This window comes from Streptomyces sp. Ag109_O5-1 (assembly GCF_003814875.1).
In the GTDB taxonomy this organism is placed as follows: Bacteria; Actinomycetota; Actinomycetes; order Streptomycetales; family Streptomycetaceae; genus Streptomyces; species Streptomyces sasae.
On the sequence record NZ_RKQF01000001.1, the window covers coordinates 1,318,732 to 1,345,409 of the forward strand.

Genomic DNA, 26,678 nt, shown 5'->3' on the forward strand with positions numbered 1-26,678 from the left:
CGTCAGGGCTCCTGCGGTGCCGTCCGGTGAACACTGCGTACGGCGGCCACATCGGCCGGGACCGCCGGTGCCGGGATGTGGGCGCTGAGATCGGCCAGGCGGCGCTTGACGCTGGCGGCGATGCCGGTGCCGAGGCGGTAACGGGTAGCGGTTGCGGCGTCGGCCGCGTGGTCGAGGAGGCGGTGGGCCTCGCGGCTGCGCATGCCGGTGTGGGTCAGGACGAGATGAGCGAGGCGGTGTTCGGCACCGGCGAGGGCCCGGCCGATGGCGTCGGCCGCGGCCAGGTCCACCCGGTTGTCGGGCGCCGCGAGCACGGCCGCCGCGCGGACCCTCCCGAGGTCGAGCAGGGTGACGCCCGCCGAGGCCGCCGCTGTCACCAGGCGGGCGGCGGCCGACGGCCCGATGCCGTTGCTGGCGACGGACAGCCGGGCGAGGTGCCCGTACGGCGCCCGGTCCAGCGCGTCGGCCAGCAACAGCGCGCCCTCGTCACCCAACCGCGCGGCGGACACGTACAGTTCATCGACCGCTCCCTGGGCGACCACGGCCGCCAGCGCCCGCGCACCGGCCTCGCCCAGCGGGTTGCCGCCGGCGAAGAGCCGCTCGATACGGCGCCCGTTGCCGGCCGCCGCCAGCAGCGCGTCGGCCAGGACAGCCGCTCCGGCCGGGTCCAGCCCGGTCTGGACGAGGTCGAGGGTGCGCAGGGAGCGGGCGGATTCGATCAGTTCGGCGGCCGCCCGGCCGCCCCCGCCGCCCAGCGGGTTGCGCTTGAGCCAGACGCCGGTGACGACCTGCGGTGAGGCGCGCAACTGGTCGGCGATCCGGCAGGCGCCGCCCGCCGTGATGCCGTTGCAGCCGAGGTAGAGCGTCTCCACCTCGGCGCCGGAACCGGCCACGGCTTCGGCGCCCTCGTCACCCAGCGCGTCCGTGCCGAGCAGCAGGTGCCGTACCGGAGCGGGGCCTTCGGCCAGCGCCTCGGCGATCAGGGCGGCGCCCGCCGCGCCGACGCCCTGCTTGCACAGGTCGAGCCGGCCGTCGGGCAGGGCGGTGCCGGCGGTGAAGTCCAGCCGCTCCCCGGCCGGGCGTCCGGCCCGCAACCAGTCCAGCAGCGGGGCGAGTTCGGCGGCCGGGCGCGGGGCGACGCGCGGTACCCCGGCGAAGGTCTCCCACGGTCGGTCCGCGCTCACCACGCCGCCTCCCGGTAGTCCTTCAGGAACACCCCGGACACCGGGTCGCCCGCCTCGCCGCGCACGATCGGGTCGTAGACGCGGGCCGCCCCGTCAACGATGTCCAGGGGCGTGCGGAAGCCGGCACCGGCCATCCGGGCCTTCTTCGGGGCCGGGTTCTCGTCGGTGATCCAGCCGGTGTCGACGGCGCACATGTGGACGCCCTGCTCGGCGAGTTCGGCCGCGCTGGTGCGGGTGAGCATGTTGAGGGCGGCCTTGGCCATGTTGGTGTGCGGATGGCCTGCCATCTTGTTGCGGACGGCGAACCGGCCCTCGACTGCGGTCACGTTGACGACATAGCGGCGGGGGTGCGGGGAGGCGAGCAGCAGCGGCAGCAGCCGGTCGCACAGCAGGGCCGGGGCGAGGGCGTTGACGAGCTGGGTCTCCAGGACCTCGGCGGGGTCGAGCTCGCCGAGCCGGGCCGACCAGGAGTTCTCGGGCGAGGGGTCGGGCAGCAGCCCGGCCTCGTCGGCCTCCCGCAGCGCGACGGGCAGGGACGCGGCTCCGCTCTCCAGCATGCGCATCGGCGTGAATCCGGGGGCCTGCCGGGTGCCCGGAGGCAGTGCGTCGCGTTCACCGGAGGCCAGCAGGGCGTAGGACTCGGGCGGCCGGCGTACGGTCTGGGCCGCGTTGTTGACGAGGATGTCCAGAGGCTCGCCCTCCTGCCGCAACTCCTCGCAGAGTCCCAGCACTTGGCGCGGGTCGCGCAGGTCGACGGCGAGGACGGTGAGGCGGTCCAGCCACTTGGCGCTGCCCGGCGCGGCCTCGAAGCGGCGCCGGGTGTCATGCGGGAAACGCGAGGTGAGCAGGACTTCGGCGCCGTCGCGCAGCATCATCAGCGCCAGCTGGAAGCCGATCTTCACTCTGCCGCCGGTGAGCAGCACGCGGCGGCCGCCGAGGTCGGTGCTCAGGGCCCGGCGGGCGGTGTTGTCGGTGGCGCAGTCGGGACAGAGTCGGTGGTAGAAGGTGTCGACCTGCCGATAGGGCGACTTGCAGACGTAGCAGGTGCGCGGCTTGTGGAAGACGCCTCCGGCACCGGGCACGGCGAGGGGCGCGTCCTCGCGGCGGTCCAGGGCGCCGGTCGCGGTCGCGGCCATCGCGGCGGCGTCGGCCGTGGACACCTCGCTGCTGCGCGTCCGGCGGCGGCGCAGTCGTCCGTCGCGGGCGAAGGAGGCGGCGACCTGCTCGGCGCGCAGCCGCACCGGGTCGTCGACAGGCAGTGCCCGCAGCTTCCCCACGACTTCATGGAAGGCGGCCAGTTCCGCCTCGGTGATCGCCACGCTCATCCGTCCCGCCCCGTGTCCGCCGTACCGCGGTCCCGGCCGGATTCGAACCGGCGTATCCACCTTGACAGGGTGGCGAGTCTGCCTCTGCTCTACGGGACCTCGTCACACGGCCCGGACGACCGGATTCGAACCGGTGTGTCCGCCTTGCCAAGGCGTGCGCCTGCCTCTGCGCTACGTCCGGCCGCGCGCCCGGATCCTAACCTGGTGAGGGCGTGCGGTCGTACACGTTTTCCCGGGACGGATGTGGTTCAGCGGGACGCGCGCCGGAGTTCTAGGCGTTCCTTCTCGGACAGGCCGCCCCAGACGCCGAAGCGTTCGTCGTTGTCCATCGCGTACTCCAGGCAGGCCGAACGCATCTCGCACATACCGCAGATGCGCTTCGCCTCGCGTACCGAGCTGCCGGGCTCGGGAAAGAAGAAGTCCGCCCCGGTCTGCGCGCACAGCGCCTGCGCCTGCCAGGCCGGGACGGGCGTGCGGGGCGGGGTGATGGTGTCGAAGTACATGGCCAGGATCGTGCCGTGCGGCGAAAAACGTTCGCTCAACGCCTGCTCAACGCGGCGGCGGCACACCACGGCAGTCTCGATGATGCGCGTCCGCGCCCCGCCTGCGCACGGCGGCGCGCGCAACGGATTCAAAACACGGCGGGTGCGTCCAGTAACCCACGGTAACCGGTGCGGGTGCGCGTGGTACGGCAGCGATTGTCGGCGGGCGGTGGAAGACTCGGCGGAGCAGAGAACGCGACCCCCTTCCGAGGAGGGCGAAGATGCTCACCACCCGTTTCGTCAACGGCGCACCCAACTGGATCGACCTCGGCACCCCCGAGATCGACGGCGCCACCTCCTTCTACAACGGTCTCTTCGGCTGGCAGTTCCAGTCGGCGGGGCCCGACGCCGGCGGTTACGGATTCTTCCAACTGGACGGCAAAACCGTCGCCGGTGGTATGCAGACCACCCCCGAGCAGGGTCCGCCGTCCTGGAGCGTGTACTTCCAGAGCGAGGACGCGCAGGCCACCGCCAAGCTCGCCGAGCAGGCGCACGGCAGCGTCCTCGCCCAGCCGATGGACGTGATGGGCCAGGGCCGTCTGGCGATCCTCGCCGACCAGGCGGGCGTGCCCTTCGGTATCTGGCAGCCCGCGCTGACCAAGGGCGTCGACGTGGCGGGCGATCCGGGTTCGCTGTGCTGGGTCGAGCTGTACACCCCGGACATCGCGTTGGCCGCCGCTTTCTACCACAAGGTGCTCGGCCTGGAGACCTCCGGAGTCCCCTTCCCCGGTGGCACCTACACCTGTGTCAACCCGGCGGACGGCGGCGACGAGTCGATGTTCGGCGGGATGGTCCCGCTGGCCGAGGACCCGGCCGAGGCACAGGCGGGCGCGTACTGGCTGCCGTACTTCGAGGTCGAGGACCCGGACGCGGTGGTCGAGAAGGCCCAGCAGACGGGCGGCAGGGTGCGGATGCCGGCCACGACGCTGGAAGGCGTGGGCCGCATGGCCAAGCTGGCCGACCCGTACGGCGCCCGCTTCGCGGTGATCAGAGGCGAGCCGCAGCAGAGTTGAGCCGGGCAGGGGTCAGGCGGAAGCGCGTCGTACCAGTGTCGTGGGCAGGATGAGACTGGATGGCGCGCCCGTCGCCGGCTTGCCGCGGGTCAGGGCGCGCAGCAGCAGTCGTGCCATCAACCGGCCCATCTCCTCTATGTCCTGACGGACCGTCGTCAGTGACGGCGCGCTCTGCTCGGTGACCGGCAGCACGTCGTCGAAGCCGATCACGGCCACGTCCTCGGGCACCCGGCGGCCGCGCTCGCGCAGGACGCGCAGGGCGCCGAGCGCGGTGAGGTCGTTGGCGGCGAAGACGGCGTCCACGTCCGGGCAGCGGTCGAGGAGTTCGCCCATCGCGCGTTCGCCGCCGCCCACGGTGAAGTCGCTCAGGACGACCAGGCGCGGATCGGGCTCCCCCATGACGTCCCGGTAGCCCTGGAGGCGGTCGGCCGCCGACGTCTGGTCGAGGGGTCCGGTGATGTGCGCGATCCGCCTCCGGCCGAGGCCCACGAGATGCCGTACGGCGTCCTGGGCGCCGCCCCGGTTGTCGCAGTCGACGTAGACGGCGCTGTTCGAGCCGTCGCTCCAGCCGGGCCGTCCGCCGAACACGGTGGGGACTCCGGCGCCCTCGATCAGACCGGGCAGCGGGTCGTCGAGGTGCAGGGAGAAGACGAGTGCGCCGTCGACATGGCCGCCGGCGAGATAGCGGGCCACGCGCGTATGGTCGTCCCGTCCCTCGGTGAGCAGCAGTACGAGTTGGTTGTCGTGGGCGGTCAACTCCTTGCTGATGCCGCGTAGTTGGAGGGCGAAGAAGGGGTCGGTGAAGATCCGGGTCTCGGGTTCGGCGATGACCACGGCGACGGCGTCGTGCCGTTTGGTCACCAGGCTGCGGGCCGCCTGGTTGGGGACGTAGCCGAGTTCCTCGACGGCCTGCCGGACCCGCTCGACGAGGGGTTCGCGCACCCCGTCCCCGCCGTTGACCACCCGTGACACGGTGGCCCGGGACACCCCGGCGCGTGCGGCCACGGCCTCCAGCGTGGGGCGCGACACTGCCTCGGACACTTCGGCCCTCCTCATCGGCGGCTGGCGATCAGGATAGCTCCGGTCGAACGGGGTGATGGGAGCGCTCACGCATGTAGGGGGCCGCGGACCGCGGAGCCATGGTCCGCTCACCCGCCCAACGGCGAAGTCCCGCCGTCAGGAGGACTGTTCGGGCTTGGCCCGGCTGGGCTGGACGCGTTTCGGCTCGCCCGGCATCTTGGGGTACTCGGGCGGATACGGCAGGTCCCCGAGACCGTGTTCCTGCTCGTCACGGCGGGCGAGCTCCAGGAGCGCGTCGAGGGAGTGGGCATGGCCGTCCATGTCGGCGTGCACATCGCCGACTTCGGCGAACCGGGCGGGCATCGTGACCAGGTCGAAGTCCTCCGGCCGCACGTCGTCGACCTCCTCCCAGCGCAGCGGCGCGGAGACGGGGGCGTTCGGGCGGGGCCGCAGGGAGTAGGCGGAGGCGATGGTGCGGTCGCGCGCCGTCTGGTTGTAGTCGACGAAGATGCGCTCACCGCGTTCCTCCTTCCACCACTTGATCGTCACCCGGTCGGGCATCCGCCGCTCCAGTTCGCGGCCCACCGCGATGGCGGCGCGCCTGACCTGGGTGAAGGTCCAGCGGGGTTCGATGGGCACGAAGACATGCAGACCGCGGCCGCCGGAGGTCTTGGGCCAGCCGCGCAGCCCGCCGAACTCTTCAAGGACGGCGCGCAGTTCGTGGGCGGCACGGACGGCGTCGCCGAAGTCGGTGCCGGGCTGGGGATCGAGGTCGATGCGGAGTTCGTCGGGCCGGTCGACGTCATCGCGGCGCACCGGCCAGGGGTGGAAGGTGAGCGTGCCGTACTGGGCGGCCCACACCACCGCGGCCTCCTCGGTGGGGCACATCTCGTCGGCGGTGCGGCCGCTGGGGAAGGTGATGTGGGCGGTCGGGATCCAGTCGGGCATGCCCTTGGGGGCGCGCTTCTGGTAGAACCACTCGCCGTCGACGCCGTCCGGGTAGCGCTGGAGGGTGGTGGGCCGGTCGCGCAGGGCGCGCAGGATGCCGGGGGCGACGGCCGCGTAGTAGCGGGCGACGTCCAGCTTGGTGAAACCGCGCTCCGGGAAGAAGACCTTGTCTGGGCTGGACAGCCGTACGGTGCGGCCGGCCACCTCCAGTTCCACCGCGTTGCCCATGCGGCCACGGTAGGCGCACGGCCCCCACCCCGCATATCGGCCTGCGGCCGCCGCTTCTCAGCTCCGGGGCACGGCCCAGGTGACGGCGGGCCGGCCTTCGACGTCGTAGACGATCCGGTCGGGACGGCTCCCCCTGGCCAGGCCGAACGTGAGCTTCCCGCGCAGGCAGTCGCCCGGTCCCACGGCCGCACCCGAGACGGGATAGGCCGGGGCCGGTACGCCGTATCCGCTGAGCCCCAGCGGCTTGACCCGGGTGCCGTCCGCGAGGCGGAGCGTCCAGGGGGACTGGGCGACGATGACATTGGTGCTGTCGGCGTCGGCGCACGTCCTGACCTCCAGTACGGCCCACTCGGGGTCGGGGAAGTCGGCGAGGCCGTCGGGGAGGTGCACGCCCTTCACGGGCTGGGTGTAGGTGAGGGCCGCGGTCGTGGCGGCGATGTAACTGCCGTCGCCGTCGATGTCCTTCCAGTGCCGGCCGGACCCGAGCGTGAGCGCCTTGGCGGCGGTCGTGGACGTGGGCGCGGGACTGGACGCCTCGCCGTCGACGGCACCGCCGCCGGTACAGGCCGTGGCGCCGACCAGCAGCAGGGCAGCGGCGACGGTCGTGCGGATGCGCATGGATGTTCCCCCGTGGTGCGTTCGTGGTCGAGGAGCATCATCCGAGCCGGGCGGGCGCTGTGCGGCCCCTGTGTCCAGGTTGTGATCAACAGGCGTCCCCGGGACGGCGGCTTCCGCGACGGGCGGGCGCCCGGGACCGCTCGTAGAGTCGGACGCATGGAGCTGCCGGTGATGCCGCCCGTGAAGCCGATGCTCGCCAAGTCGGTGGCGACGATCCCGCCGGACATGCAGTACGAGGCGAAGTGGGACGGCTTCCGCGCGATCGTGTTCCGGGACGGCGCCGAGGTGGAGCTCGGCAGCCGCACCGGGAAGCCGCTGACCAGGTACTTTCCCGAGCTGGTGGCGGCTCTGAAGCAGCGGGTGCCAAAACGGTGCGTGCTGGACGGGGAGATCGTGATCGCCCGGGAGGGCCGGCTGGACTTCGACGCGCTGACCGAGCGGATCCATCCGGCGGACTCCCGGGTGCGCACGCTGGCCGAGCGGACCCCTGCTTCCTTCGTCGCCTTCGACCTGCTCGCACTGGACGACGAGTCGCTCCTCGACGTCCCGCTCACCGACCGCCGCGCCCTGCTCACCAGGGCCCTGACCGGAGTGACCCCACCCGTGCACCTGGCACCCGCGACCACCGATGTCGAGGTGGCCCGGCAGTGGTTCGAGGAGTACGAGGGGGCGGGCCTCGACGGGGTCATCGCGAAGCCGCTCACCCTGCGCTATCGACAGAACGAGCGCGCCATGTTCAAGGTCAAGCACGAGCGGACGGCCGATGTCGTGGTGGCGGGCTACCGCTTCCACAAGAGCGGCCCGGTGGTGGGCTCACTGCTGCTGGGCCTGTACGACGACCGGGGCGCCCTCCAGCACGTCGGAGTGTCGGCCGCGTTCCCGATGAAGCGGCGGGCGGAGCTGATCGAGGAACTGGAGCCGCTGCGCATGGCCGACGCCTCCGGGCATCCCTGGGCGGCCTGGACGGAGGAGACCGCCCATGAGTCGGCCAGGCTCCCCGGGGCGCCGAGCCGCTGGTCGGGCAAGAAGGACCTGTCCTGGGTGCCGCTGCGGCCGGAGCGGGTGGCCGAGGTGGCCTACGACCACATGGAGAACGGGGCGCGGTTCCGGCACACGGCCCGCTTCCGCCGCTGGCGCCCGGACCGCACGCCGGAGAGCTGTACCTACGCGCAACTGGAGGAACCGGTGCGCTACGACCTCACGCGGATCCTGGGGTCGTAGTCCCTCCCTATGGCCACCGATGAACCGATGAGCACACAATCTCAAAGGGGCGAACGGGGGTGGCAACCGTGGGCATACGGTACAGGGCGCCGACGCGCCGGACCGCGCTGACAGCGGCGCTGGCCGCGGCCCTGATGACGGTCTCCCTCACCGCGGGCTGCACCCGGCACGGCACGTCGGACGACGGCCGCGCACCGCACGGCACCCCGAGCCCGAGCGGGCAGAGCACCGCCGGTACCGGCTCGGTACTGGCCGTGAAGATCGACAACGTCGGCGCGGCCCGCCCCCAGACCGGGCTGGACGCGGCGGACGTGGTGTACGCGGAGCAGGTGGAGGGCGGGCTCAGCCGGCTGATGGCGGTGTACGCCACCAAGCTCCCCGAGGCCGTCGGACCGGTCCGCAGCGCCCGCGAGTCCGACCTGGAACTGCTGCGCCAGTTCGACCGGCCGACGCTCGCGTTCTCCGGCGCCCAGAGCAGACTGCTGCCACTGATCGACAAGGCTCCGCTGCGGCCAAAGACCCCTGACGAGGCGCCCGGCGCCTTCTACCGGGGCAGCGGCAGACCGGCCCCGCACAACCTGTATCTGCGCCCGGCAAGGCTGGTGGACGGGGCGCCCGGCAAGGCCGCGCTCACCACCGGCTTCCGCTACGGCCCGGCCCCGGCCGGCGGCACCGTCACCGCCTCGCGCACCGTGCGCTACCCGGCGGCCCGCTTCACCTTCACCTGGTCCGCCGACCGGCACGGCTGGCTGGTGTCGATGGACGGCACCCCGGCCCGGACGACGGACGGTGACCGGCCGGCGCCCGCCACGGTCGTGGTGCAGCACGTGCGGGTGACCACGTCGAAGTATCACGACGTGCTCGGCAACCACACGCCGTTCACGCAGACGGTGGGCTCGGGGAAGGCCGAAGTGCTGCGGGACGGGCGGTCGTTCGAGGCCACGTGGGCACGGCGGGCGGCCACGGAGGGTACGACATTCACCGGCGCCGGCGGCAGCCCGGTGAACTTCGCCGACGGGCAGGTGTGGGTGGTGTTCGCGCAGGCCTAGGCGCCCGGCTAGGCCTGCGCGAGCGGGGCCTGCGGGGCCTGCGGGGCCTGCGGGACGAGGGGCTCCGTCGGATTGCGCAGCCCCTCCGCCGCGTCCGACACCCGGCGGATCAGCTCGAAGAACTGGGCCTGTTCCCCGGCCGAGAGCGGGGCCAGGAAGACCTGGTTCATCCGGGCGGTCCGCACGGCGAGCTTGCGATGGGTGCGCAGCCCGTCGTCGGTGAGGCGCAGCAGGAAGCGACGGCCGTCCTGCGGATCGCGCACCTTGTCGAGCAGCCCGCGCCTGCCGAGCCGGCTGATCACCTCGGCGATGGTCGACCGGTCCAGCCCCACCCGCTCCCCCACCGTGCGCTGGTCCAGCCCCGGCTCGGCGACGAGCGCGTTCAGGACGGCGAACTGCGGCGAGGTGATCTCCTCCGAGACCATCGTGTTCCACAGCAGGTAGTGGGCCTGCTGAAGCCGCCGGGCCAGGTGCCCGGGGTGGGTGGTGAGATCCACCGCGGCCATACGCACTCCCATGGTCCGAATTCGTTGGTGTACTGAACGATACCCGCAGACGACCAGCCTGTCTGTGCACTCGTCTACCATCGCCGCAGCTCTTGACGTGTGGCGACGCCAGTGGCAGCGTGAAGGATATCTCGCTGAAATACTCAGTGCCCTGATTAATTGGACGCCGAGAGCGTCACCCGGGCGCCAGGAAGAGATGGGGCTGCACACATGGACAAGGTGGTCGCCACGGCCGGGGAGGCGGTGGCCGATGTACCGGACGGCGCGTCGCTGGCGGTGGGTGGTTTCGGGCTGAGCGGTGTCCCGAACGCGCTGATCGGGGCGTTGTACGAGCGGGGTGTCGGCGGTCTGTCGGTGGTCTCCAACAACTGCGGGGCGATGGAGACCGGTCTTGCGGTGCTGCTCGCGGCGGGCCGGATCACCCGGGTGACGGGCTCGTACATCGGTGGCAACAAGGAGTTCGCCCGCCAGTACCTGGGGGGCGAGCTGGAGCTGGAGCTGATCCCGCAGGGCACGCTGGCGGAGCGGCTGCGGGCCGGGGGTGCGGGGATCCCGGCGTTCTACACCCCGGCCGGGGTGGGCACGCAGGTCGCCGAGGGCGGGCTGCCGTGGCGTTACGACGGCCAGGGCGGGGTCGCGCTGGCGTCGCCCGCGAAGGAGGTGCGGGAGTTCGACGGCACCGAGTACGTCCTTGAGCGCGGCATCCGCACCGACTTCGCGCTGGTGCGTGCGGCCCGGGGCGACCGGCACGGGAACCTGGTGTTCAGCAAGTCCACCCGCAATTTCAACCCGCTCGCGGCGATGGCCGGCAAGGTCACGATCGCCGAGGTCGAGGAACTGGTGGAACCTGGAGAGATCGACCCGGACGCGGTGCACCTGCCGGGCATCTTCGTGCAGCGGGTGGTGGCGCTGACCCCGGAGCAGGCGGCGGACAAGAAGATCGAGCAGCGGACGGTGAGCAGCTGATGGCCTGGACGCGCCAGGAGATGGCCGCACGGGCGGCCCGCGAACTTCAGGACGGGCAGTACGTCAACCTCGGGATCGGGCTGCCGACCCTGATCCCGAACTACCTGCCGGAGGGCGTGGAGGTGATCCTGGAGTCGGAGAACGGCATCCTGGGCACCGGCCCCTACCCCACCGAGGACGCCGTCGACCCGGACCTGATCAACGCCGGCAAGGAGACCGTCACGGTCCTGCCGGGCGCCTCGTTCTTCGACTCGGCGCTGTCGTTCTCGATGATCCGCGGCGGGCACATCGACGTCGCCGTGCTCGGGGCGATGCAGGTCTCCGCGGGTGGTGACCTGGCGAACTGGGCGATTCCCGGGAAGCTGGTCACCGGGATCGGCGGGGCGATGGACCTCGTCCATGGCGCCCGCACCGTCATCGTGGTCATGACGCACACCGCGAAGGACGGCGCGCCGAAGATCCTCGAGCAGTGTGCGCTGCCGCTGACCGGCAAGGCCTGCGTCGACCGGATCATCACCGACCTCGGCGTGATCGACGTGACCGACGACGGCCTGGTGCTGGTCGAGACCGCGCCCGGGGTCGGCGTGGAGGAGATCGTCGCCAAGACCGACGCGAAGCTCGCTGTCCCGGAGGATCTGCTGTGAACACGGTGTACATCGTCGACGCGGTACGGACGCCGATCGGCCGTTACAACGGCGGTCTCGCTTCAGTGCGCCCGGACGACCTGGCCGCCCACGCCATCCGCGAACTCCTCGCCCGCACCCCCGATTTGGACCCGGCCCGGATCGAGGACGTCTACTTCGGCAACGCCAACGGCGCCGGCGAGGAGAACCGCAACGTCGGCCGGATGGCCGCGCTGCTGGCGGGCCTGCCGACGTCCGTGCCGGGCGTCACGGTCAACCGGCTGTGCGCCTCCGGCCTTGAGGCGGTCATCCAGGCGGCCCGCGTGATCGCGGTCGGGGATGCCTCCATCGCCGTGGCCGGCGGGGTGGAGTCGATGACCCGGGCACCGTATGTCCTGCCCAAGAGCGACCGGCCGTTCCCCGCCGGCAATGCCGAGCTGTACTCGACCACGCTGGGCTGGCGGATGGTCAACCCGAAGATGGACCCGCAGTGGACCATCCCGCTGGGCGAGTCGGCGGAACGCATCGCCGACAAGCACAAGATCAGCCGCGAGCAGCAGGACGAGTTCGCCCTCGCCTCCCACCAGAAAGCCTCTGAAGCTCAGCAACAGGGCTTGTTCGACGCCGAGTTGGCGCCGGTGTCGATTCCGCAGCGCAAGGGTGAGGCGGTCGCCTTCGGCGCGGACGAGTGCGTACGGCCGGATGCCTCTCTCGCCGCGATGGCCAGGCTCAAGCCGTCCTTCCGTACCGAGGGCGGGACGGTGACCGCGGGGAACGCGTCGCCGCTCAACGACGGTGCGGCGGCCTTGCTGCTGACCGACGAGGAGGGGCTGAAGGCGATCGGGCGGGAACCCCTGGCCCGGGTCTCCGCGACCGGTGTGCACGCGCTGGACCCCGACTACTTCGGGCTCGCTCCCGTAGAGGCCGTCAACCGCGCGCTGGCCAAGGCGGGCAAGACCTTCGACGACCTCGACGTCCTCGAACTCAACGAGGCGTTCGCGGCGCAGGTGCTCGGATGTGTCGCCGAGTGGCCCGAGTTCGACCCGTCGATTCTCAATCCGCAGGGTGGAGCCATCGCGTTGGGGCATCCGCTGGGTGCGTCGGGGGCTCGGCTGGCGGGGACGGTGGCTCATCAGCTGGCGCGGCGTGGAAGCGGTACCGGTGTCGCCACGCTGTGCATCGGCGTCGGGCAAGGGCTCGCGCTCGTTCTTGAACGGTAGACGGCCGGTTCAGCACCTGCGGGTGCGTCGTGGCTGGTCGCGCCCACGCGGCGGAGCCGCGTATCGCTAGAGCCCCACGCCCCTGAAAACAGGGGCGCTTCACCTAGGACTTCTTATGACTCTCACCCAAGCTGACATCGACCTCGAAATCGCCGCCGAGCACGCCGCCTATGAAAAGCGTGTCGCCGAAGGTGCCCCCGTCGAGCACCATCCCCGGCGGGACTACGTCCCCTACCGTTCCTCCGTCCTCCGGCACCCCAAGCAGCCCCTGGTCGCCATCGACACCAGCAAGGACCCCGAGCTGGTGGAGCTGCACTCCCCCGCTTTCGGGGAACGGGACATCACCGGGATAGACAATGATCTGACCCGGCAGCACCACGGTGAACCGATCGGTGAGCGGATCACCGTCTCCGGGCGGCTCCTCGACCGGGCCGGCCGGCCGGTCCGGGGCCAGCTCATAGAGATCTGGCAGGCCAACTCGGCCGGCCGCTACGCCCACCAGCGTGAGCAGCACGACGCCCCGCTGGACCCGAACTTCACGGGTGTGGGCCGTACGATCACCGACGCCGACGGCGGCTACCGGTTCACCACCATCCAGCCGGGCCCCTACCCCTGGCGCAACCATCTCAACGCCTGGCGTCCGGCGCACATCCACTTCTCGATGTTCGGTTCGGCGTTCACGCAACGGCTGGTGACGCAGATGTACTTCCCGAGCGACCCGCTGTTCCCGTACGACCCGATCATCCAGTCGGTGACGGACGACGCGGCCCGGCAGCGGCTGGTCGCGACCTACGACCACAGCCTGTCCGTACCCGAGTTCTCGATGGGCTACCACTGGGACATCGTGCTGGACGGCCCGCACGCCACCTGGCTCGAAGAAGGACGCTGACCTGCCATGACGAAGATCGACACGAGCAGCCCGGAGAGCGTGCTGCCCACCCCCTCGCACACGGTCGGTCCCTTCTACGGGTACGCGCTGCCGTTCCGCGGCGGCGAGGAGATCGCGCCCCTGGGGCACCCGGCCACGGTCACGGTCCACGGGTACATCCTGGACGGCGAGGGCAACCCGCTGCCCGACGCGTTCGTGGAGCTGTGGGGCGCCGATCCCGACGGGAACGTCTCCACGACCGACGGTTCGATCCGGCGCGACCCGGCGACCGGCGACTACCTCGGCCGCAACGGCGTGGAGTTCACCGGCTGGGGCCGGATCCAGACGGACACCGACGGACACTGGTACGCGCGGACGCTGCGGCCCGGCGCCCGCGGCGGCAGCGCGCCGTACCTCAGTGTGTGCGTATTCGCGCGCGGCCTGCTGGTGCACCTGTTCACCCGGATCTACCTGCCGGGCGACGACGCCGCGCTCGCCGCCGACCCGCTGCTCACCCGGGTGGGCGAGCGACGCGACACGCTGATCGCCGCCGACGAGGGCCGGGGGACCTACCGTTTCGACATCCGCCTTCAGGGCGAAGGCGAGACGGTCTTCCTGGAGTTCCAGTGACAGCAGTGGAGTACGGCGGCGGTGAGGCCGGACTGCTCGCCCCCGGGTGGTCCGGTTCCCCCGCCGCGTCCGCGACGAGCGACGGCGCCTATCTGCGGGCGCTGCTCGACGCGGAGGCGGCCCTCACCCGCGCCCAGGCGGCGGTCGGGCTGGTCCCCGCCGAGGCCGCGGCGGCCGTGGCCGAGGCGGCCGACCCCGGCCGCCTCGACATCGGCGCCCTCGCGGAGCGCGCCCGCGCCGGCGGCAACCCGGTCATCCCGCTGGTCGCCGATCTGACGAAGGCGGTCGGCGCGGAGTACGGGCCGTACGTCCACCGGGGTGCGACCAGCCAGGACATCATGGACACGGCGACGATGCTGGTCGCCGCCCGCACACTGGACCTCGTGCTCGCCGACCTCGGATGTACCGAGCGGGCGCTGGCCCGGCTGGCCGCCGAGCACCGCGACACGCCGGTGCCCGGACGCACGCTCACCCAGCACGCCGTACCGACCACGTTCGGGCTGAAGGCGGCCGGCTGGCGTTCGCTGGTCCTGGACGCCCGGGACCGCACGGCACGGGTACGCGACTCGCTGCCCGTCCAACTCGCGGGCGCGGCAGGAACGCTGGCTGCCTTCGGGGCGTACGGCGCCACGGACCCCGCCGCGCTGCCCGAGGCCTACGCCCGCGAACTCGGCCTCGCCGCCCCGCTCCTGCCCTGGCACACCCTGCGCACGCCGATCGCCGATCTCGCCGGGTGCCTCGCCTTCACGGCCGGGGCCCTTGGCAAGATCGCAGTGGACGTGCTGACCCTGTCCCGTACCGAGATCGGTGAGCTCTCCGAGGGCAGCGGGGGCGGTTCGTCGGCCATGCCGCACAAGGCGAACCCCGTGCGCTCCACGCTCGTCGCGGCCGCCGCCCGGCGGGCCCCGCAGCTCGCGGCCGTCCTGTACGGCTCGCTGGTGGCGGAGGACGAGCGGCCGGCCGGGGCCTGGCACGCCGAGTGGGAGCCGCTGCGCGACCTGCTGCGGACCGTCGGAGGCGCGGCCCGGGACACGGCGGAACTGGCGGAGGGGCTCCAGGTGCACCCGGAGGTGATGCGACACCACCTCGGCCTCACCAACGGGTTGATCGTGTCGGAACGGCTGTCCGCCGAGCTGGCTCCCGTGCTCGGCCGGGCCCGTGCGAAGGAGCTGCTCACCGGGCTCGCCCGCCGCACCCACAGCGAGCACCGCACCCTGCGCGAACTCCTCGCCGAGGAGCCCGAGTTGAAAGATGCCGGCCAGGACGTCGACCTCGACGACCTCACCGACCCCGCCCGCTACACCGGCTCCGCCGGTGCCCTCACCGACCGTGCACTGGAGCGACGTTGACCGAGAACCTCCTCAACCACCGTGCCGAGGGTCCGACTTCCACTCCCCCGCTGCTGCTCGGGCCCTCGCTCGGCACCTCGTACGCGCTGTGGGACGCCGTCGCGCCCGAACTGTCCATCGCGCACCGGGTGGTGCGCTGGAACCTGCCGGGGCACGGCGGTTCGGCACCCGATCTGATCAAGGCGGGCGCGACCGTCGGTGACCTCGCCGACCTGGTGCTCGCGCTCGCCGACTCGCTGGGCATCGACCGGTTCGCGTACGCGGGTGTCTCACTGGGCGGGGCCGTGGGGCTGCACCTCGCCGTCCACCACCCGGACCGGCTCGACAGCCTGGCCGTGATCTGCTCCTCGGCCCACTTCAACGGCTCCAGGCCCTGGGTGGAGCGGGCCGAACGGGTACGCCGGGAGGGCGTGGAGTGGCTGGCGGAGAACGCGGGCAGCCGCTGGTTCACGCCCGGCTTCACCGTGCCCCGGCTGGTAGAGGACCAGCGGACGGCAGACCCGGAGGCGTACGCCGCCTGCTGTGACGCGCTGGCCGCCTTCGACCTGCGCGACCGGCTCGGCGAGATCGCCGTACGCACCCTGCTGATCGCGGGCCGTCAGGACCCCGCGACCCCGCCCCCGCATCTGCGGGAGATCGCGGACGCGGTGCCGGCGTCCACGCTGGTCGAGCTGCCGGGCGCCTCTCACCTGGCGCCCGCGCAGTGCCCGGAAGCCGTCCTCACCGCGCTCCGCTCCCACCTGGACGGTGGCGCCAAGCGAGGCATGGCGGTCCGCCGCGAAGTGCTGGGCGACGCCCACGTCGACCGGGCGCAGGCCCGCCAGACGCCTTTCACGGCCCGCTTCCAGGACTTCATCTCGCGCTACGCCTGGGGCGAGATCTGGACCGACCCCACGCTCTCCCGCCGCGAGCGCAGCATGATCACCCTCACCGCGCTGGTCGCCCACGGCCACTACGAGGAGCTGGCCATGCATGTGCGGGCGGCCCGGCGCAACGGGCTCACCCCGGAGGAGATCGGCGCGGTACTGCTGCAGACGGCCGTGTACTGCGGGGTCCCGGCAGCGAACTCGGCGTTCGCGGCGGCCCAGCGGGTGCTGGCGGAAGACGAAGGGTGACCCCACCGGGGACAGGCACAGAAGAGGGCACTGTGCCTACGGTGGGGGCATGTCGACCATCCTGATCACCGGCGCGACCTCCGGGCTCGGCCGGTACGTCGCCTTCGAACTGGTCCGCTCCGGCCATGTCGTCCTCGCACACGGCCGCGACCCCGGCCGCACCGAACAACTGGTGGCGGAGTTGCGCACCGAGGGCGACGCCGAGGGCTTCGTCGCGGACCTGGCCTCGCTGGCACAGGTCCGCGAACTGGGCGCGCATGTCGCCGACGCGCATCCCGACCTGGACGTACTGATCAACAACGCGGGCATCGGCGCCGGTACGCCCGGCTCCGGCCGCGAACTGAGCACCGACGGCCACGAACTCCGCCTCGCCGTCAACTACTTGGCCCCGGTGGCCCTGACCCGCGCCCTGCTCCCGGTACTGCGCACCAACGCCCCGGGCCGGATCGTCAACGTGGGCTCGGCGGGCCAGGAACCCCTCGACCTCGCCGACCCCGAGTTCACGCGGGGCTACCAGGGCTTCGCGGCATACTGCCGGGCGAAGTTCGCCCTGGCGGCCCACACGTTCGCTCTCGCGGAGGAGTTGGCGGGCACGGGCGTCGCGGTGAACGTCCTGCACCCCGCGACCTTCATGGACACGGCGATGGTGCGGGAGGGCGGGGTGGCTCCCTGGAGCACGGTGGCGGACGGCGCACCGGGCGTCCTGGCCCTGGCGACACAGGACTTGGGAACGGGCGGCTATTTCGACGGCACGAGCAAGGCGCGAGCGCACGAGGCGACGTACGACAAGGACGTACAGAAACGCCTGTCAGCGGTAACTGATCAACTCCTGGCGCTCTAGCGCACCTTCTTTCAGGGGCGCTGGGGTTACCCGCGCCCCGCAACGCACCCGTCAGCGCAACCCCCTACCCGTATCCAGCACCTCCCGAGCCTGAGCAACCAACCCGTCCGCCCCGCAGGACCGAGCCAGCGAAAGCCCCCTGTTCAGCTCGGCCACCGACCGCGCAGCGATCCCGTACTCCACCCGAGCCGCCGCATGCTCGTACTGGCAGGGCGAGGACTCCAGATAGGCCACCGCCTGCGAGGCCAGCCGTACCTGCCGCTGCCCGGTCTCCAGCGCGGCCGCGCACCTCAGCGCCTCGCCGATCGCCGTGTCCGTGCCGAACCGCTCCGCCTGCCGCCGCGCGTCCGCCGCCAGTTGCGCGGCCCGTGCCGGGTCCTCGCCCGCGAGGGCCCGGGCGAGGTCGAGCGCCCAGGGCACGACCACGGGGTTGAAGTGACCGCGCGCGGCGGCGGCCTTCTCCGCCGCCTCCAGCTCGTTGACGGCCTCCTTCGTACGGCCGACGGCGAGCAGCAGCCGGCCGCGCACGGACCGCGGGTCGGGCATCACGATCGTGGAGGGGTACGGCGGTGCGAAGCCGTACTGCTCGGCCGTCTCCCAGGCCTGCTGGACATGGCCGCGGGCGAGCAGCGTGTCGACGAGGTTGCAGGTCGCGGTCCAGTACAGGGGCAGCCGCCGGCCGACCCGCTCGGCGATCCGCAAGGACTCCCGCAGGGAGATCTCCGCGTCCCGCAGCCGGCCGCGCCTGCGGTGGCCGAGACCGACGTAGGCATGGGCGAGGGCGAGGTGGCCGCCGCTCCAGCCGGCGGACTCGTAGGCGCGCAGGGCCTCGTTGTAGAGGCTCTCCGCGCGGTCGAGGCGGTCGGTGTAGACGTAGGAGTTGGCGAGCATCAGCAGGAGTTCGATGCCCCACTCGCTGTCGGTCCAGCCGAGTCCGGGTGCGAGCCGGCCGTTGACGAGGGCGCGGTCGCAGAGTTCGACGACCTCCTCGGCGCTCTCGCCCTGGATGAGCAGGTCGAAGCCGCGCAGCATGAGCAGGGCGCGCTCGGAGTTGTCCCGGCCGGTGCAGGTGGCGGCGAGCGCGGCGAGCCGTTCGGAGCGGCGCGGGGAGACGGCCTCGCCCGCGATGCCCTCCCACATGAACTGGACGGCCTGGAGCCGGAGTTTCGCGGGCCCTTCCTCGTGCCGGGCGGCCTCCGCCTCGACCGTGCGGACGGCTTCCTCCAGCTGGTCGTTGTGGAGGAGGGCCTGGGAGAGGCGGAAGACGGCGTCGACGCGTTCGGCGCCGCCGAGGCCGGGCATGCCGAGCGCGCTCTGCAGATGGTCGATGGTGACGGCGGGCTTGGTGAGCAGGGTGGCGCAGCCCAGTTCGTAGAGCACGCGCGCGTGGACGTCGGGTACGGGCGGTTCGCGCAAGGCGCGTTCGAGGCAGCGGCGGGCCGCGTCGGGGGCGCCGACGGCGAGGTGTTCCTTGGCCGCGTCGCGCAGTTGCTGGACGAGTTCCTCGTCGTCGTCCGGGTGCACCTTCAGCAGATGTCGGGAAGCCTCGGCGATGCCCCGGCCGTCGTCGATGACGATCTGCGCGGCGATGCCGTGCATGGCGGTGCACATCGCGGGCGGGATGGAGTTGTAGACGGCGGTGGCGATCAGCGGGTGGACGAATTCCAGGTCACCTGTGTGGGCGTGGGAGGCGGCCGGGTCGGGTTCGGTGAGGATGCGGGCGGTGCGCAGCAGTTCGGCGCACCGCTCGGCGTCGTCGACGGTCATGGTGGCGAGCTGGGCGACGAGGTCGACGGAGATGCCGGTGCCGAGGATGGCGGCGGCCCAGGCGAACCGGGTGGCGTCGATGCCGAGGCCTTCGAGGCGGGTGACGAGTCCGCCGCCGCGGGCCGACCGGTTGAGGGCGCGCAGTTCGCCGGCCCGGGCCTCGACGGGTTCGACCTCGCTGTCCTGGACCTTGGCGAGGAGTTCGACGGTCTCGTAGGGGTTGCCGCCGGTGACGGCCCAGACCTCGCGGCAGAACGGGGCGTCGGCGTGTGCGCCGAGGGTGGCGCGGGTGAGTCCGGCGGTGGCGTCCGGGGTGAGGGCGCCGAGGCTGTGGACGGGGTTGCCGGCCGCGGCGGCCACGGCGTCGAGGTAGCGGGCGCTGTCGCCGCTGACCTCGCCGGGCCGGCGGGCGACCAGGACCAGGACGGGCAGGTCGTCGAGGCGCTCGACGAAGGCGGCGAGCCAGGCGAGGGTCTCCTGGTCGGCCCAGTGCGCGTCGTCGATCAGCAGCACCAACGGCCAGTCGCGCTTGGCGAGCCGGCGGACGGCGACGACCAGGCCGTCGCAGACGCCCTGCGGGTCGGCCTGGCGGTCTCCGGGGTCGGTGATGCCGAGGGCGGGGCCGGCGATGTCGTACCAGTCGCCTAGGTATTCGCGGGCCTCCTCGGGCAGCAGGGAGACCAGGGCGGGCTGGAGGAGCTGGCGTACCACGTTGAAGGGGACGCTGCGCAGGGTCTCGCCGCCGCGGGTGGACCAGACGGTGCAGCCGCGGCGCTCGGCGATACGGCGGGTCTCGGCCAGCAGGGCGGTCTTGCCGAGCCCGGCCTCCCCGCGCAGGACCAGCAGGTTTCCGGAGGTGGACCGGTCGGCGCAGAGGACGTCGAGCGCCTGGGTGATGGTGGCGATCTCCGCGTCGCGCTCCCAGAGGGGAGCAGAGGCGCCCGCCGGGGGCTGTTCCTCCGTCATCCCGTTACCTCCCCAAGTCGCCCGAACGACGTACAGACCACGAGCCTAGCCGTCCTGTTGGCTGTCCGGAGGCCGGTCAGGGCACCTGTTGCCATGACGGGTGAAAGTGGGTGCGGCGGGGCGACGCGGGACGGCCCCGACCTGCCGCCGTGGAGTGAACGGACCGTCAACGGGCAGGAAAATGAACCTGATTTTCGAAGATCGCGCAGCCAAAGAGCGGAACCGGTCGTTCCGGGCGCTGGCGGCGGGGTCGATCGGCAATTTCATCGAGTGGTACGAGTTCGGTGTCTACGGCTACCTGGCGACGGTCGTCGCCGAGCGGTTCTTCACCCCGGCGGGCGGAAGTGCGGCCGAGGGGCTGGTGCGCACCTACGCCTCGTTCGGGCTGGCGTTCTTCTTCCGTCCGCTGGGCGCGGCCCTGTTCGGCCGGCTGGCCGACCGGCTCGGGCGGCGGCCGGTGCTGGTCCTGGTGGTCGCGCTGATGACGGCCGCCACCACACTGATCGGCCTGCTGCCGACCTACGCGCAGGCCGGTGCGCTCGCGCCCTGGCTGCTGACGTTCCTGAGGGTGATTCAGGGGCTGTCGGCGGGCGGCGAGTTCGGCGGGGCGGTGGCGATGCTGACCGAGCTCGCACCGCCGGGGCGACGGGGACTGTACGGGGCGTGGCAGTCGTTCACCGTGGCGCTGGGGCTGCTGGGCGGGGCGGGCATGGCCGTGGGCCTTTCGGGTGTCATGACTGCACATCAGTTCGCGGACTGGGGCTGGCGGTTGCCGTTCCTGCTGGCTCTGCCCCTGGGCGCGCTGGCGCTGTGGCTGCGGGTCGGGCTGGACGAGACTCCGGAGTTCCGGGAACGCGGTGTGCGGGCCGAGCGGGTGTCGGTGTGGGCGATCGCGCTGGCCGCCGGACGGGTGATGGGCTGGTCGGCGGCCGGGTACACCTTCCTGGTGGTGCTGCCGTCGTACCTGCAGACCTCGCTGCACACCGGTTTCCGGGAGGCGCTGCTGGCGACCGTGCTGGCGAACGTGGGTTTCGCGGCGGCGATCCTGCCGGCGGGAGTGCTGAGCGACCGGGTGGGGCGCCGGCCGGTGATGCTGACGGGTGCCGGTCTCGTGGTCGTGCTGGCCGTGCCGCTGCTCAACCTCCTCCAGGACAGCGGGGTTTCGACCGGAGTGAAGGATGCGGCCCTGTGCGGGGCGGGCGCGGTGGTGGGGCTGCTGGCCGGGCCGGGGCCGGCGATGCTGGCGGAGATGTTCCCGGCGCGGGCGCGCTGCACCGGCCTCGGACTCGCCTACGCCCTGTCCAATGCCGTGTTCTCGGGCTGTGCGGGGCTCATCATCACGGAGGCGGTGAAGCGCACCGGGAATCTGGACGTTCCCGGCTACTACGCGGCGGCGACCTGCGCGGTCAGCGTGCTCGCGCTGCTCGGGCCGGCGCCGCGGTGGAAGGCGGGTTGAACAAGTGCTGGTGATCGGTCTGATGTCCGGGACGTCGCACGACGCGGTGGACGCGGCGGCCGCCGAGTTGCGCCTGGCCGGCGACACGCTGCTGCTGAAGCCGCTGGGGATGGTGAGCACGCCGTACGACGAGGAGCTGCGGGAGTCCCTCGCGACGGCGCTGCCGCCGGCTGCCGTGCCACTGGCGCGGGTGTGTCTGCTGGACAACCGGATCGGGCAGGCGTTCGCGTCGGCGGCCGTCCGGGCCGACCGTGAACTGTGCGGCAGGCGGGCCGAGTTGGTGGCCTCGCACGGGCAGACGGTCTACCACTGGGCGGAGCGCGGCCGGGTGTACGGCACTCTGCAACTGGGGCAGCCGGCGTGGATCGCGGAGGCGACCGGGCTGCCGGTGGTCGCCGACTTCCGGCCGAGGGACGTGGCCGCCGGGGGCCAGGGCGCTCCCCTGGTGAGTCTGCTCGACCTGCTGTGGCTGCGGGGGCGGCCGGGTACCCCGGTGGCGCTGAACATCGGCGGGATCGCCAACCTCACCGCTCCGGACGGCACGGCCTTCGACACCGGGCCGGGGTGTGCGCTGATGGACGCCGCGGCCCGGGAGTTCACGGGCGGGCGGGCGGCGTACGACGTGGACGGGGCGCTGGCGGCACGCGGCCGCCCGGACGCGGCGCTGCTCGAAGAGCTGCTGGCGGAGCCGTACTACGCGCTGTCCGCGCCCAAGACGACCGGCAAGGAGCTGTTCCACGCCGGGTACTGGCGAGCGCCCGAAGGCCTGTCCGCCGAGGACGCGCTGGCGACTCTCACCCTGCTCACGGCCCGGACGGTGGCGGACGCGGTGCGGGGCGCGGGGGCGACGGAGGTGATCGTGTCGGGCGGCGGCACCCGGAACCCGGTGCTGATGACGGTGCTCCGGACCGAGTTGCCGGGAATCCCGGTCCGTGTCTCCGACGATCTCGGTTTGCCCGCGGCGGCGAAGGAGGCGTACGCCTTCGCGGTCCTCGGCTTTCTCACCGCGCACGGCCTCGCGGGGACCGTCCCGGCCGCCACCGGCGCCCGGCATCCGAGCGTGCTGGGCTCGCTGACCCCGGGCCGGGACGGGCTGCGGCTTCCCCCTCCGGCCGCGGGTCCGCCGACGCGGATGCGGATCGAATGAGCCTCAGATGCCTTCACCCGATGAACCGTGCCGATGCTCTCATCCGAAAGTTGCCGGATCCTCTCATCCGACTTTCACCGATGCCTCATACGGTGGGGGCATGACGCAGGTGACTCCTCCCGGGTGGTACCCCGACCCCGGGCAGACAAGTGACGGACCGGCCACCGAGCGCTGGTGGGACGGCAAGGCCTGGACCGAGCAGACCCGCCCCGCCGGGTCGGCCGCCGACTGGGGTCCCCCGCCGCAGCCGTCGGCCGACGGGGCCTACCCGGCCTACCCGGCGTACCAGGCCCAGCCGGGGTATCCGGGATACCCGGAGTACCTCGCATCGCCACCGGCCGGCCGACGCGGGCTGCGCACCGGGATAGCCGTCGGTGTCGCCGCGGCGGTGCTGGCCGCCATCGGGGTGGGCGTGTACGCACTCACCGGCAACGGCAGTGACAACGGCGGCCAGGCCGCGCAGCAGGGCTCGGGCGGCCAGGGCGGTTTCGGCCAGGGCGGTCAGGAGGGGCAGAACGGCGGACAGGGCTTCCCGTTCGGCGGGTCGGGCGGCAGCTCGGGCTCCGGCGGGAGTTCGGGCTCGGGCGGCTCCGGGGGCGGTGCGTCGCCGGAGCCGAACCAGTCCGAGGCGCCGAAGATCAAGGGCGGCGGCACGGTGTCGGACGCCGTCAGCGCCATCAGCATGCCGGTGCCGGACGGCTGGACCGGGCAGGCGACCACCCTCGGCGCCGCGGTCACCTCCGACAACTCCTACAAGTGCCCGGGCAACACCTCGCAGACCTGCACCGCCGGTGGCGCCTACTCGGCGCCCGCGCTGGCGCTGGGCACCTCGGGCAGCACGGCCGAGGAGGTCGCCAAGGCGGACATCGCGGCGAACGCGAAGGAGTCGTACGGCGGCACGACCTACGGCGCGATCACCTCGCACGAGGTGCTGGCCTCCAAGGCGGTCACCGTGGCCGGGCAGAAGGGCTATCTGGTCCGCTGGAAGGCGGTGACCAGCAAGGGCGCCGACGGCTATGTCGAGTCGCTGGCCTTCCCCTCGCCCGCGAACGCCCAGCAGATCGTGGTGGTCCGGTTCGGCGTGGACGTCGGTCAGAAGGAGTCGGTCATCGACACGATCACCGCCGGCATCAAGGTGTCCTCCGGCAGCGGCAACGGACAGGACACCTGACCGCCCGCCGATACTGTTCGGCCGGGTGGAGCGCCCCTCCGCTCAAAGGGGAGCCCCACCCGGCCGGGGGGTGCGCGCCGCCCCCGTCCCCACGGTGCGGCGCGAGCAGGTCACCGTCCAGTCATCCCACGGACGGCGGCCTGGGTCTCAGGTGAGTCCGAGTGCGGGCAGCACGACGGCCTCCACGAAGCGGACGAGATAGCCGGCGTCCGCGTACTCGCCGGTGAGTACCGGCCGTACCCGCAGGACGCCGAACATCATGGCGGGCACGTAGTCCAGCGCGGCATGGCCCTCGGGCACCTCGCCGCGCTCGACCCCGCGGCGCAGGATGTCCTGGAGCGCGGCGATCTCGGGTTCGACGAGCGCCTCGCGCAGCGCCTTCGCCAGTTCCTCGTCCGAGGTGACCGCCTGCCCCAGCGCCTGGAGCGTCTTGGTGTCCTTGTGCGACCAGTCACCCGCGGCCCGCGCGACCTCGCGCAGGTCCTCGGCGAGGGACCCGGTGTCGATACCGACGAAGCGTACCCGGCGGTTGGCGCGCAGCGCGGCCGCGACGAACTGCGGCTTGGTCTTCCACTGCCGGTAGAGCGTGGACTTGCTGCACCGGGTGCTGGCGGCGACCCCGTCCATGGTCACGGAGTCATAGCCGCACTCACGGATCTGTTCGAGCACGGCGTCGAAGAACTCCCGCTCACGCTCCGGCGTGATCTTGGAGCGGCGCGAGGCGGCGACCGTCTCCGGTCCGTCTGCGGCCTGCGACGTCATGTGCCCTTCTCCTCACTCGCACATCACTTGCGGATCACTTCCGCACCGCCCGCCGTTCGGCCGGGGCGGAAACCTACAACCAGTGTGGCCTACGTCTATCGATACGCCACTGTACCGGTACTCGGCCGTATCGGTACAGTGGCGTATCGGTACTCTTCCGTATCGATGAGTATCGGCGAGTCCGGGCCACCGTCCGGACCCGGCACAGCACCACCGTCAGTGAGGGGGCCTGGGATGAGATCCCAGTCCGAGCCGGCAGAAGCGGAGCCGGGCGCCATAGCCCGGCCGCCGCTCGTCCGTGAGCTCCTGCTCGTCGCGGGGCTCTTCCTCGTCTACAAGTTCGGGCGGCAGCTCGCCACCGGCCACACCGCCGAGGCCATGCACAACGCCCACCGGATCTGGGACCTGGAAAGGACGCTGCATCTGCCCTCGGAGGTCTCCGTGCAGTCCGCACTGCTGCACGGCGACACCCTCGTCCATCTGGCCAACACCTACTACGCCACGGTTCATTTCCCGGCCACGCTGGCCTTCCTGGTCTGGCTGTACCTGCGGCGGCCCGCGCACTACGTCTGGGCCCGCCGGGTCCTCGCCGTGGTCACGGCCGCCGCCCTGGTGCTGCCCTTCACGTTCCCGCTGGCACCGCCGCGGATGCTGGCCGCGACCGGCCTGATCGACACCGCGCACGTGTACGGCCCGTCCGTCTACGGCCCGCCGTCCAGCGACCACCTCTCCAACCAGTTCGCGGCGATGCCCTCACTGCACTTCGGCTGGGCCCTGATGGTGGCGATCGGCCTGATCGTCGCCACCCGGGCCCGCTGGCGCTGGCTCTGGCTGCTGCATCCCGCGATCACCCTCCTCGTGATCGTCGGCACCGCCAACCACTACTGGCTGGACGCGATCATCGCCACCGCGATGCTGGGCACCGCCCTCGCCCTGATCCACCCGCCGCACCGCACGACCACCACGGCCGGACGCGGCACCCGGGGTCTCACCGTGGAAGAGCCCGCACTGGTGGGGGCGGCCCGATGAGCGCCGCCGCCCTGGTCGCCGTCCTGCTCTCCCTGGTCTCGGCCGCCGCCTACGCGGCCGCCGCTGTCGCACAGGAGCGCCTCGCCTCGAAGAACTCCGGCGCGGGCCTGCTCCGCCTGCTCGGCAGCGGCGCCTGGTGGGCGGCGGTCGGCCTGAACGCCGGCGCGGCCCTGCTGCACGTCGTCGCCCTCAAGTACGGCCCCCTCACCCTCGTACAGCCGCTGGGCGCCCTCACCCTGGTCGCGGCCGTACCGATGGGCGCGCGGGTGGCCGGCCGCCGGGTCAGCGCGACGGAGTGGCGTGGCACGGCCCTCACCCTGCTCGGCCTCGGCGCCCTCCTGATCACGGCCTCGGGCCCGGCGCCCCACAAGATCCTGAGCCTCCCCGAGGCCCTCGCGGTCGCCGGTACGACGGCCGTTCTGATCGGCACCCTCTCCCGTCCCGGCGCCCGGCCGGGCCTGCGCCACGCCACCGCGTCCGGCTTCGCCTCGGGCGTCGCGTCCGCCCTCACCCAGACGGTGACGGTGGCGGCGACGGAGCGTTCGGGCCCGGCCCTCAGCACCGAGGTGATCGTGGTGGCGCTGCTGGTCGCCGCGTTCGCGGTCGGCGGCCTGCTGCTCTCCCAGACGGCCTACCGAGGCGGCCTGGGCGCCCCCCTGGCGGTGGTCACCCTCTCCAACCCGGTGGCGGCTGCGGTGATCGGCCTGACACTGCTGGGCCAGGGACTGCACGGCGGCGCGGCCGGAATCCTGCTCGCGCTGGCGGGCGCCGGCCTGGCGTCGTGGGGCGTGGTCCTGCTGACCCGGGTGACCCCGGCGGCACGACCCATCGAACTCGCCCCGGACGAGGAACACCCGGTGGCGGCGGTACTGGCCCTGGAGGAGGCGAGGATAGCGGCACAGCAGGCGCTGCTCCCCCAGCAGAAGCAAGAACCCGGCCACCTCACGGCACACTGAGAAGCGCCCCGAAAGGGGCGCGGGGCTGTATTGAATATGCGGCTACCGCCGCGTGGGCGCGACCAGCCCCCACGCACCTGCAGCCGCGCGACAACCGATCCCGCCCCCACAAGGCGTTGATCGACACCCGGCACCGGCGAACACCCCGAAACGCCGGC

General features: G+C 72.4%; 25 protein-coding genes and 2 tRNA genes. 16 read left to right on the forward strand and 11 right to left on the reverse strand.

The window, feature by feature from the left end:
* Positions 1–2: 2 nt before the first annotated feature.
* The 5 genes from EDD90_RS06025 to EDD90_RS06045 form a co-directional block, all read right to left on the reverse strand.
* Complete coding sequence (locus EDD90_RS06025; protein WP_260327662.1) at positions 3–1,184, reverse strand: ribonuclease inhibitor; 1,182 nt, start codon at positions 1,182–1,184, stop codon at positions 3–5.
* The gene (locus tag EDD90_RS06030) at positions 1,181–2,509 is read right to left on the reverse strand and encodes an SDR family oxidoreductase (protein ID WP_123972102.1); all 1,329 of its coding nucleotides are present in this window, start codon (positions 2,507–2,509) and stop codon (positions 1,181–1,183) included. Before EDD90_RS06030 ends, EDD90_RS06025 begins: the two co-directional genes overlap by 4 nt.
* Before the next feature lie 27 nt (positions 2,510–2,536).
* Positions 2,537–2,608 (reverse strand) — tRNA-Asp (locus EDD90_RS06035).
* A gap of 11 nt (positions 2,609–2,619) precedes the next feature.
* A tRNA-Ala gene (locus EDD90_RS06040) sits at positions 2,620–2,690 on the reverse strand.
* Between the two features lie 67 nt (positions 2,691–2,757).
* The gene (locus EDD90_RS06045) at positions 2,758–3,051 is read right to left on the reverse strand and encodes a WhiB family transcriptional regulator (RefSeq protein ID WP_123972103.1); all 294 of its coding nucleotides are present in this window, start codon (positions 3,049–3,051) and stop codon (positions 2,758–2,760) included.
* Between the two features lie 221 nt (positions 3,052–3,272).
* Between EDD90_RS06045 and EDD90_RS06050 the strand changes: the two genes are divergently transcribed.
* A complete protein-coding gene (locus EDD90_RS06050) occupies positions 3,273–4,064 on the forward strand; it encodes a VOC family protein (RefSeq protein WP_123972104.1) in 792 nt (263 codons plus the stop codon).
* Positions 4,065–4,076: 12 nt separating this feature from the next.
* On the opposite strand, the gene EDD90_RS06055 is transcribed toward EDD90_RS06050, so the two are convergent.
* The 3 genes from EDD90_RS06055 to EDD90_RS06065 all read right to left on the reverse strand — a co-directional run bounded on the left by EDD90_RS06055 (position 4,077) and on the right by EDD90_RS06065 (position 6,878).
* Positions 4,077–5,105 (reverse strand): LacI family DNA-binding transcriptional regulator, encoded by a 1,029-nt coding sequence (locus EDD90_RS06055; RefSeq protein ID WP_123972105.1) that lies wholly within the window; start codon positions 5,103–5,105, stop codon positions 4,077–4,079.
* A gap of 135 nt (positions 5,106–5,240) precedes the next feature.
* A complete protein-coding gene (ligD, locus tag EDD90_RS06060; RefSeq protein ID WP_123972106.1) occupies positions 5,241–6,260 on the reverse strand; it encodes a non-homologous end-joining DNA ligase in 1,020 nt (339 codons plus the stop codon).
* A gap of 57 nt (positions 6,261–6,317) precedes the next feature.
* A complete protein-coding gene (locus EDD90_RS06065; protein ID WP_123972107.1) occupies positions 6,318–6,878 on the reverse strand; it encodes a hypothetical protein in 561 nt (186 codons plus the stop codon).
* Positions 6,879–7,034: 156 nt separating this feature from the next.
* Between EDD90_RS06065 and EDD90_RS06070 the strand changes: the two genes are divergently transcribed.
* Positions 7,035–8,099, forward strand: a complete 1,065-nt coding sequence (locus EDD90_RS06070; protein WP_123972108.1) for an ATP-dependent DNA ligase — start codon at positions 7,035–7,037, stop codon at positions 8,097–8,099.
* A gap of 74 nt (positions 8,100–8,173) precedes the next feature.
* Positions 8,174–9,148: a DUF3048 domain-containing protein gene (locus EDD90_RS06075; RefSeq protein WP_260328687.1), complete on the forward strand. Its 975-nt coding sequence runs from the start codon at positions 8,174–8,176 to the stop codon at positions 9,146–9,148.
* 8 nt (positions 9,149–9,156) lie between these two features.
* Here EDD90_RS06075 and EDD90_RS06080 read toward each other — a convergent pair whose 3' ends face one another.
* On the reverse strand, positions 9,157–9,654 hold the full coding sequence (locus EDD90_RS06080) for a MarR family winged helix-turn-helix transcriptional regulator (protein ID WP_123972109.1): 498 nt from the start codon (positions 9,652–9,654) through the stop codon (positions 9,157–9,159).
* Between the two features lie 210 nt (positions 9,655–9,864).
* Between EDD90_RS06080 and EDD90_RS06085 the strand changes: the two genes are divergently transcribed.
* From EDD90_RS06085 to EDD90_RS06120, 8 genes are all read left to right on the forward strand, one after another.
* Positions 9,865–10,620, forward strand: a complete 756-nt coding sequence (locus EDD90_RS06085; protein WP_123972110.1) for a CoA transferase subunit A — start codon at positions 9,865–9,867, stop codon at positions 10,618–10,620.
* Entirely contained in the window at positions 10,620–11,264 is a 645-nt protein-coding gene (locus tag EDD90_RS06090) for a CoA transferase subunit B (protein ID WP_123972111.1), read from the forward strand. Before EDD90_RS06085 ends, EDD90_RS06090 begins: the two co-directional genes overlap by 1 nt.
* A complete protein-coding gene (locus EDD90_RS06095) occupies positions 11,261–12,463 on the forward strand; it encodes a thiolase family protein (protein ID WP_123972112.1) in 1,203 nt (400 codons plus the stop codon). The genes EDD90_RS06090 and EDD90_RS06095 overlap by 4 nt, the downstream gene beginning before the upstream one ends.
* 115 nt (positions 12,464–12,578) lie before the next feature.
* The gene (gene pcaH / locus EDD90_RS06100; RefSeq protein ID WP_123972113.1) at positions 12,579–13,352 is read left to right on the forward strand and encodes a protocatechuate 3,4-dioxygenase subunit beta; all 774 of its coding nucleotides are present in this window, start codon (positions 12,579–12,581) and stop codon (positions 13,350–13,352) included.
* Positions 13,353–13,358: 6 nt separating this feature from the next.
* Positions 13,359–13,961 carry a protocatechuate 3,4-dioxygenase subunit alpha gene (gene pcaG, locus EDD90_RS06105; protein WP_123972114.1) on the forward strand — a complete coding sequence of 201 codons (603 nt, stop codon included), beginning with the start codon at positions 13,359–13,361 and terminating at the stop codon, positions 13,959–13,961.
* A 5-nt stretch (positions 13,962–13,966) separates the two neighbouring features.
* Positions 13,967–15,310 carry a 3-carboxy-cis,cis-muconate cycloisomerase gene (pcaB, locus tag EDD90_RS06110; protein ID WP_398928448.1) on the forward strand — a complete coding sequence of 448 codons (1,344 nt, stop codon included), beginning with the start codon at positions 13,967–13,969 and terminating at the stop codon, positions 15,308–15,310.
* Complete coding sequence (pcaD, locus tag EDD90_RS06115) at positions 15,307–16,425, forward strand: 3-oxoadipate enol-lactonase (RefSeq protein ID WP_123972116.1); 1,119 nt, start codon at positions 15,307–15,309, stop codon at positions 16,423–16,425. Before pcaB ends, pcaD begins: the two co-directional genes overlap by 4 nt.
* 49 nt (positions 16,426–16,474) lie before the next feature.
* Complete coding sequence (locus EDD90_RS06120) at positions 16,475–17,266, forward strand: SDR family NAD(P)-dependent oxidoreductase (RefSeq protein WP_123972117.1); 792 nt, start codon at positions 16,475–16,477, stop codon at positions 17,264–17,266.
* 51 nt (positions 17,267–17,317) lie between these two features.
* Here the strand turns inward: EDD90_RS06120 and EDD90_RS06125 are convergent, their stop codons facing one another.
* Positions 17,318–19,999: an AAA family ATPase gene (locus EDD90_RS06125; RefSeq protein WP_123972118.1), complete on the reverse strand. Its 2,682-nt coding sequence runs from the start codon at positions 19,997–19,999 to the stop codon at positions 17,318–17,320.
* A 181-nt stretch (positions 20,000–20,180) separates the two neighbouring features.
* Between EDD90_RS06125 and EDD90_RS06130 the strand changes: the two genes are divergently transcribed.
* From EDD90_RS06130 to EDD90_RS06140, 3 genes are all read left to right on the forward strand, one after another.
* Positions 20,181–21,455, forward strand: a complete 1,275-nt coding sequence (locus tag EDD90_RS06130) for an MFS transporter (RefSeq protein WP_123972119.1) — start codon at positions 20,181–20,183, stop codon at positions 21,453–21,455.
* A gap of 4 nt (positions 21,456–21,459) precedes the next feature.
* Positions 21,460–22,602: an anhydro-N-acetylmuramic acid kinase gene (locus EDD90_RS06135; protein ID WP_123972120.1), complete on the forward strand. Its 1,143-nt coding sequence runs from the start codon at positions 21,460–21,462 to the stop codon at positions 22,600–22,602.
* Positions 22,603–22,702: 100 nt separating this feature from the next.
* Entirely contained in the window at positions 22,703–23,773 is a 1,071-nt protein-coding gene (locus EDD90_RS06140; protein WP_123972121.1) for a DUF2510 domain-containing protein, read from the forward strand.
* Between the two features lie 147 nt (positions 23,774–23,920).
* Here EDD90_RS06140 and EDD90_RS06145 read toward each other — a convergent pair whose 3' ends face one another.
* Positions 23,921–24,535 (reverse strand): TetR/AcrR family transcriptional regulator, encoded by a 615-nt coding sequence (locus EDD90_RS06145; protein ID WP_123972122.1) that lies wholly within the window; start codon positions 24,533–24,535, stop codon positions 23,921–23,923.
* Positions 24,536–24,769: 234 nt separating this feature from the next.
* On the opposite strand from EDD90_RS06145, the gene EDD90_RS06150 reads away from it, so the two are divergent.
* Positions 24,770–25,564, forward strand: coding sequence for a phosphatase PAP2 family protein (locus EDD90_RS06150; RefSeq protein WP_123972123.1), 795 nt, complete (start codon positions 24,770–24,772; stop codon positions 25,562–25,564).
* Entirely contained in the window at positions 25,561–26,520 is a 960-nt protein-coding gene (locus EDD90_RS06155) for a hypothetical protein (RefSeq protein ID WP_123972124.1), read from the forward strand. The genes EDD90_RS06150 and EDD90_RS06155 overlap by 4 nt, the downstream gene beginning before the upstream one ends.
* Positions 26,521–26,678: the final 158 nt, after the last annotated feature.

What these genes read in the sequence shown, in the direction of transcription:
- EDD90_RS06070 (WP_123972108.1), top strand. Translation starts at nt 7,035, where the DNA reads ATGGAGCTGCCGGTGATGCCGCCCGTGAAGCCGATGCTCGCCAAGTCG.
- EDD90_RS06080 (WP_123972109.1), bottom strand. Translation starts at nt 9,654, where the DNA reads ATGGCCGCGGTGGATCTCACCACCCACCCCGGGCACCTGGCCCGGCGG.
- EDD90_RS06090 (WP_123972111.1), top strand. Translation starts at nt 10,620, where the DNA reads ATGGCCTGGACGCGCCAGGAGATGGCCGCACGGGCGGCCCGCGAACTT.
- EDD90_RS06050 (WP_123972104.1), top strand. Translation starts at nt 3,273, where the DNA reads ATGCTCACCACCCGTTTCGTCAACGGCGCACCCAACTGGATCGACCTC.
- EDD90_RS06140 (WP_123972121.1), top strand. Translation starts at nt 22,703, where the DNA reads ATGACGCAGGTGACTCCTCCCGGGTGGTACCCCGACCCCGGGCAGACA.
- EDD90_RS06120 (WP_123972117.1), top strand. Translation starts at nt 16,475, where the DNA reads ATGTCGACCATCCTGATCACCGGCGCGACCTCCGGGCTCGGCCGGTAC.
- pcaG (WP_123972114.1), top strand. Translation starts at nt 13,359, where the DNA reads ATGACGAAGATCGACACGAGCAGCCCGGAGAGCGTGCTGCCCACCCCC.
- EDD90_RS06145 (WP_123972122.1), bottom strand. Translation starts at nt 24,535, where the DNA reads ATGACGTCGCAGGCCGCAGACGGACCGGAGACGGTCGCCGCCTCGCGC.
- pcaH (WP_123972113.1), top strand. Translation starts at nt 12,579, where the DNA reads ATGACTCTCACCCAAGCTGACATCGACCTCGAAATCGCCGCCGAGCAC.
- EDD90_RS06065 (WP_123972107.1), bottom strand. Translation starts at nt 6,878, where the DNA reads ATGCGCATCCGCACGACCGTCGCCGCTGCCCTGCTGCTGGTCGGCGCC.
- EDD90_RS06150 (WP_123972123.1), top strand. Translation starts at nt 24,770, where the DNA reads ATGAGATCCCAGTCCGAGCCGGCAGAAGCGGAGCCGGGCGCCATAGCC.
- EDD90_RS06085 (WP_123972110.1), top strand. Translation starts at nt 9,865, where the DNA reads ATGGACAAGGTGGTCGCCACGGCCGGGGAGGCGGTGGCCGATGTACCG.
- EDD90_RS06125 (WP_123972118.1), bottom strand. Translation starts at nt 19,999, where the DNA reads ATGACGGAGGAACAGCCCCCGGCGGGCGCCTCTGCTCCCCTCTGGGAG.
- EDD90_RS06130 (WP_123972119.1), top strand. Translation starts at nt 20,181, where the DNA reads ATGAACCTGATTTTCGAAGATCGCGCAGCCAAAGAGCGGAACCGGTCG.
- ligD (WP_123972106.1), bottom strand. Translation starts at nt 6,260, where the DNA reads ATGGGCAACGCGGTGGAACTGGAGGTGGCCGGCCGCACCGTACGGCTG.
- EDD90_RS06030 (WP_123972102.1), bottom strand. Translation starts at nt 2,509, where the DNA reads ATGAGCGTGGCGATCACCGAGGCGGAACTGGCCGCCTTCCATGAAGTC.
- EDD90_RS06155 (WP_123972124.1), top strand. Translation starts at nt 25,561, where the DNA reads ATGAGCGCCGCCGCCCTGGTCGCCGTCCTGCTCTCCCTGGTCTCGGCC.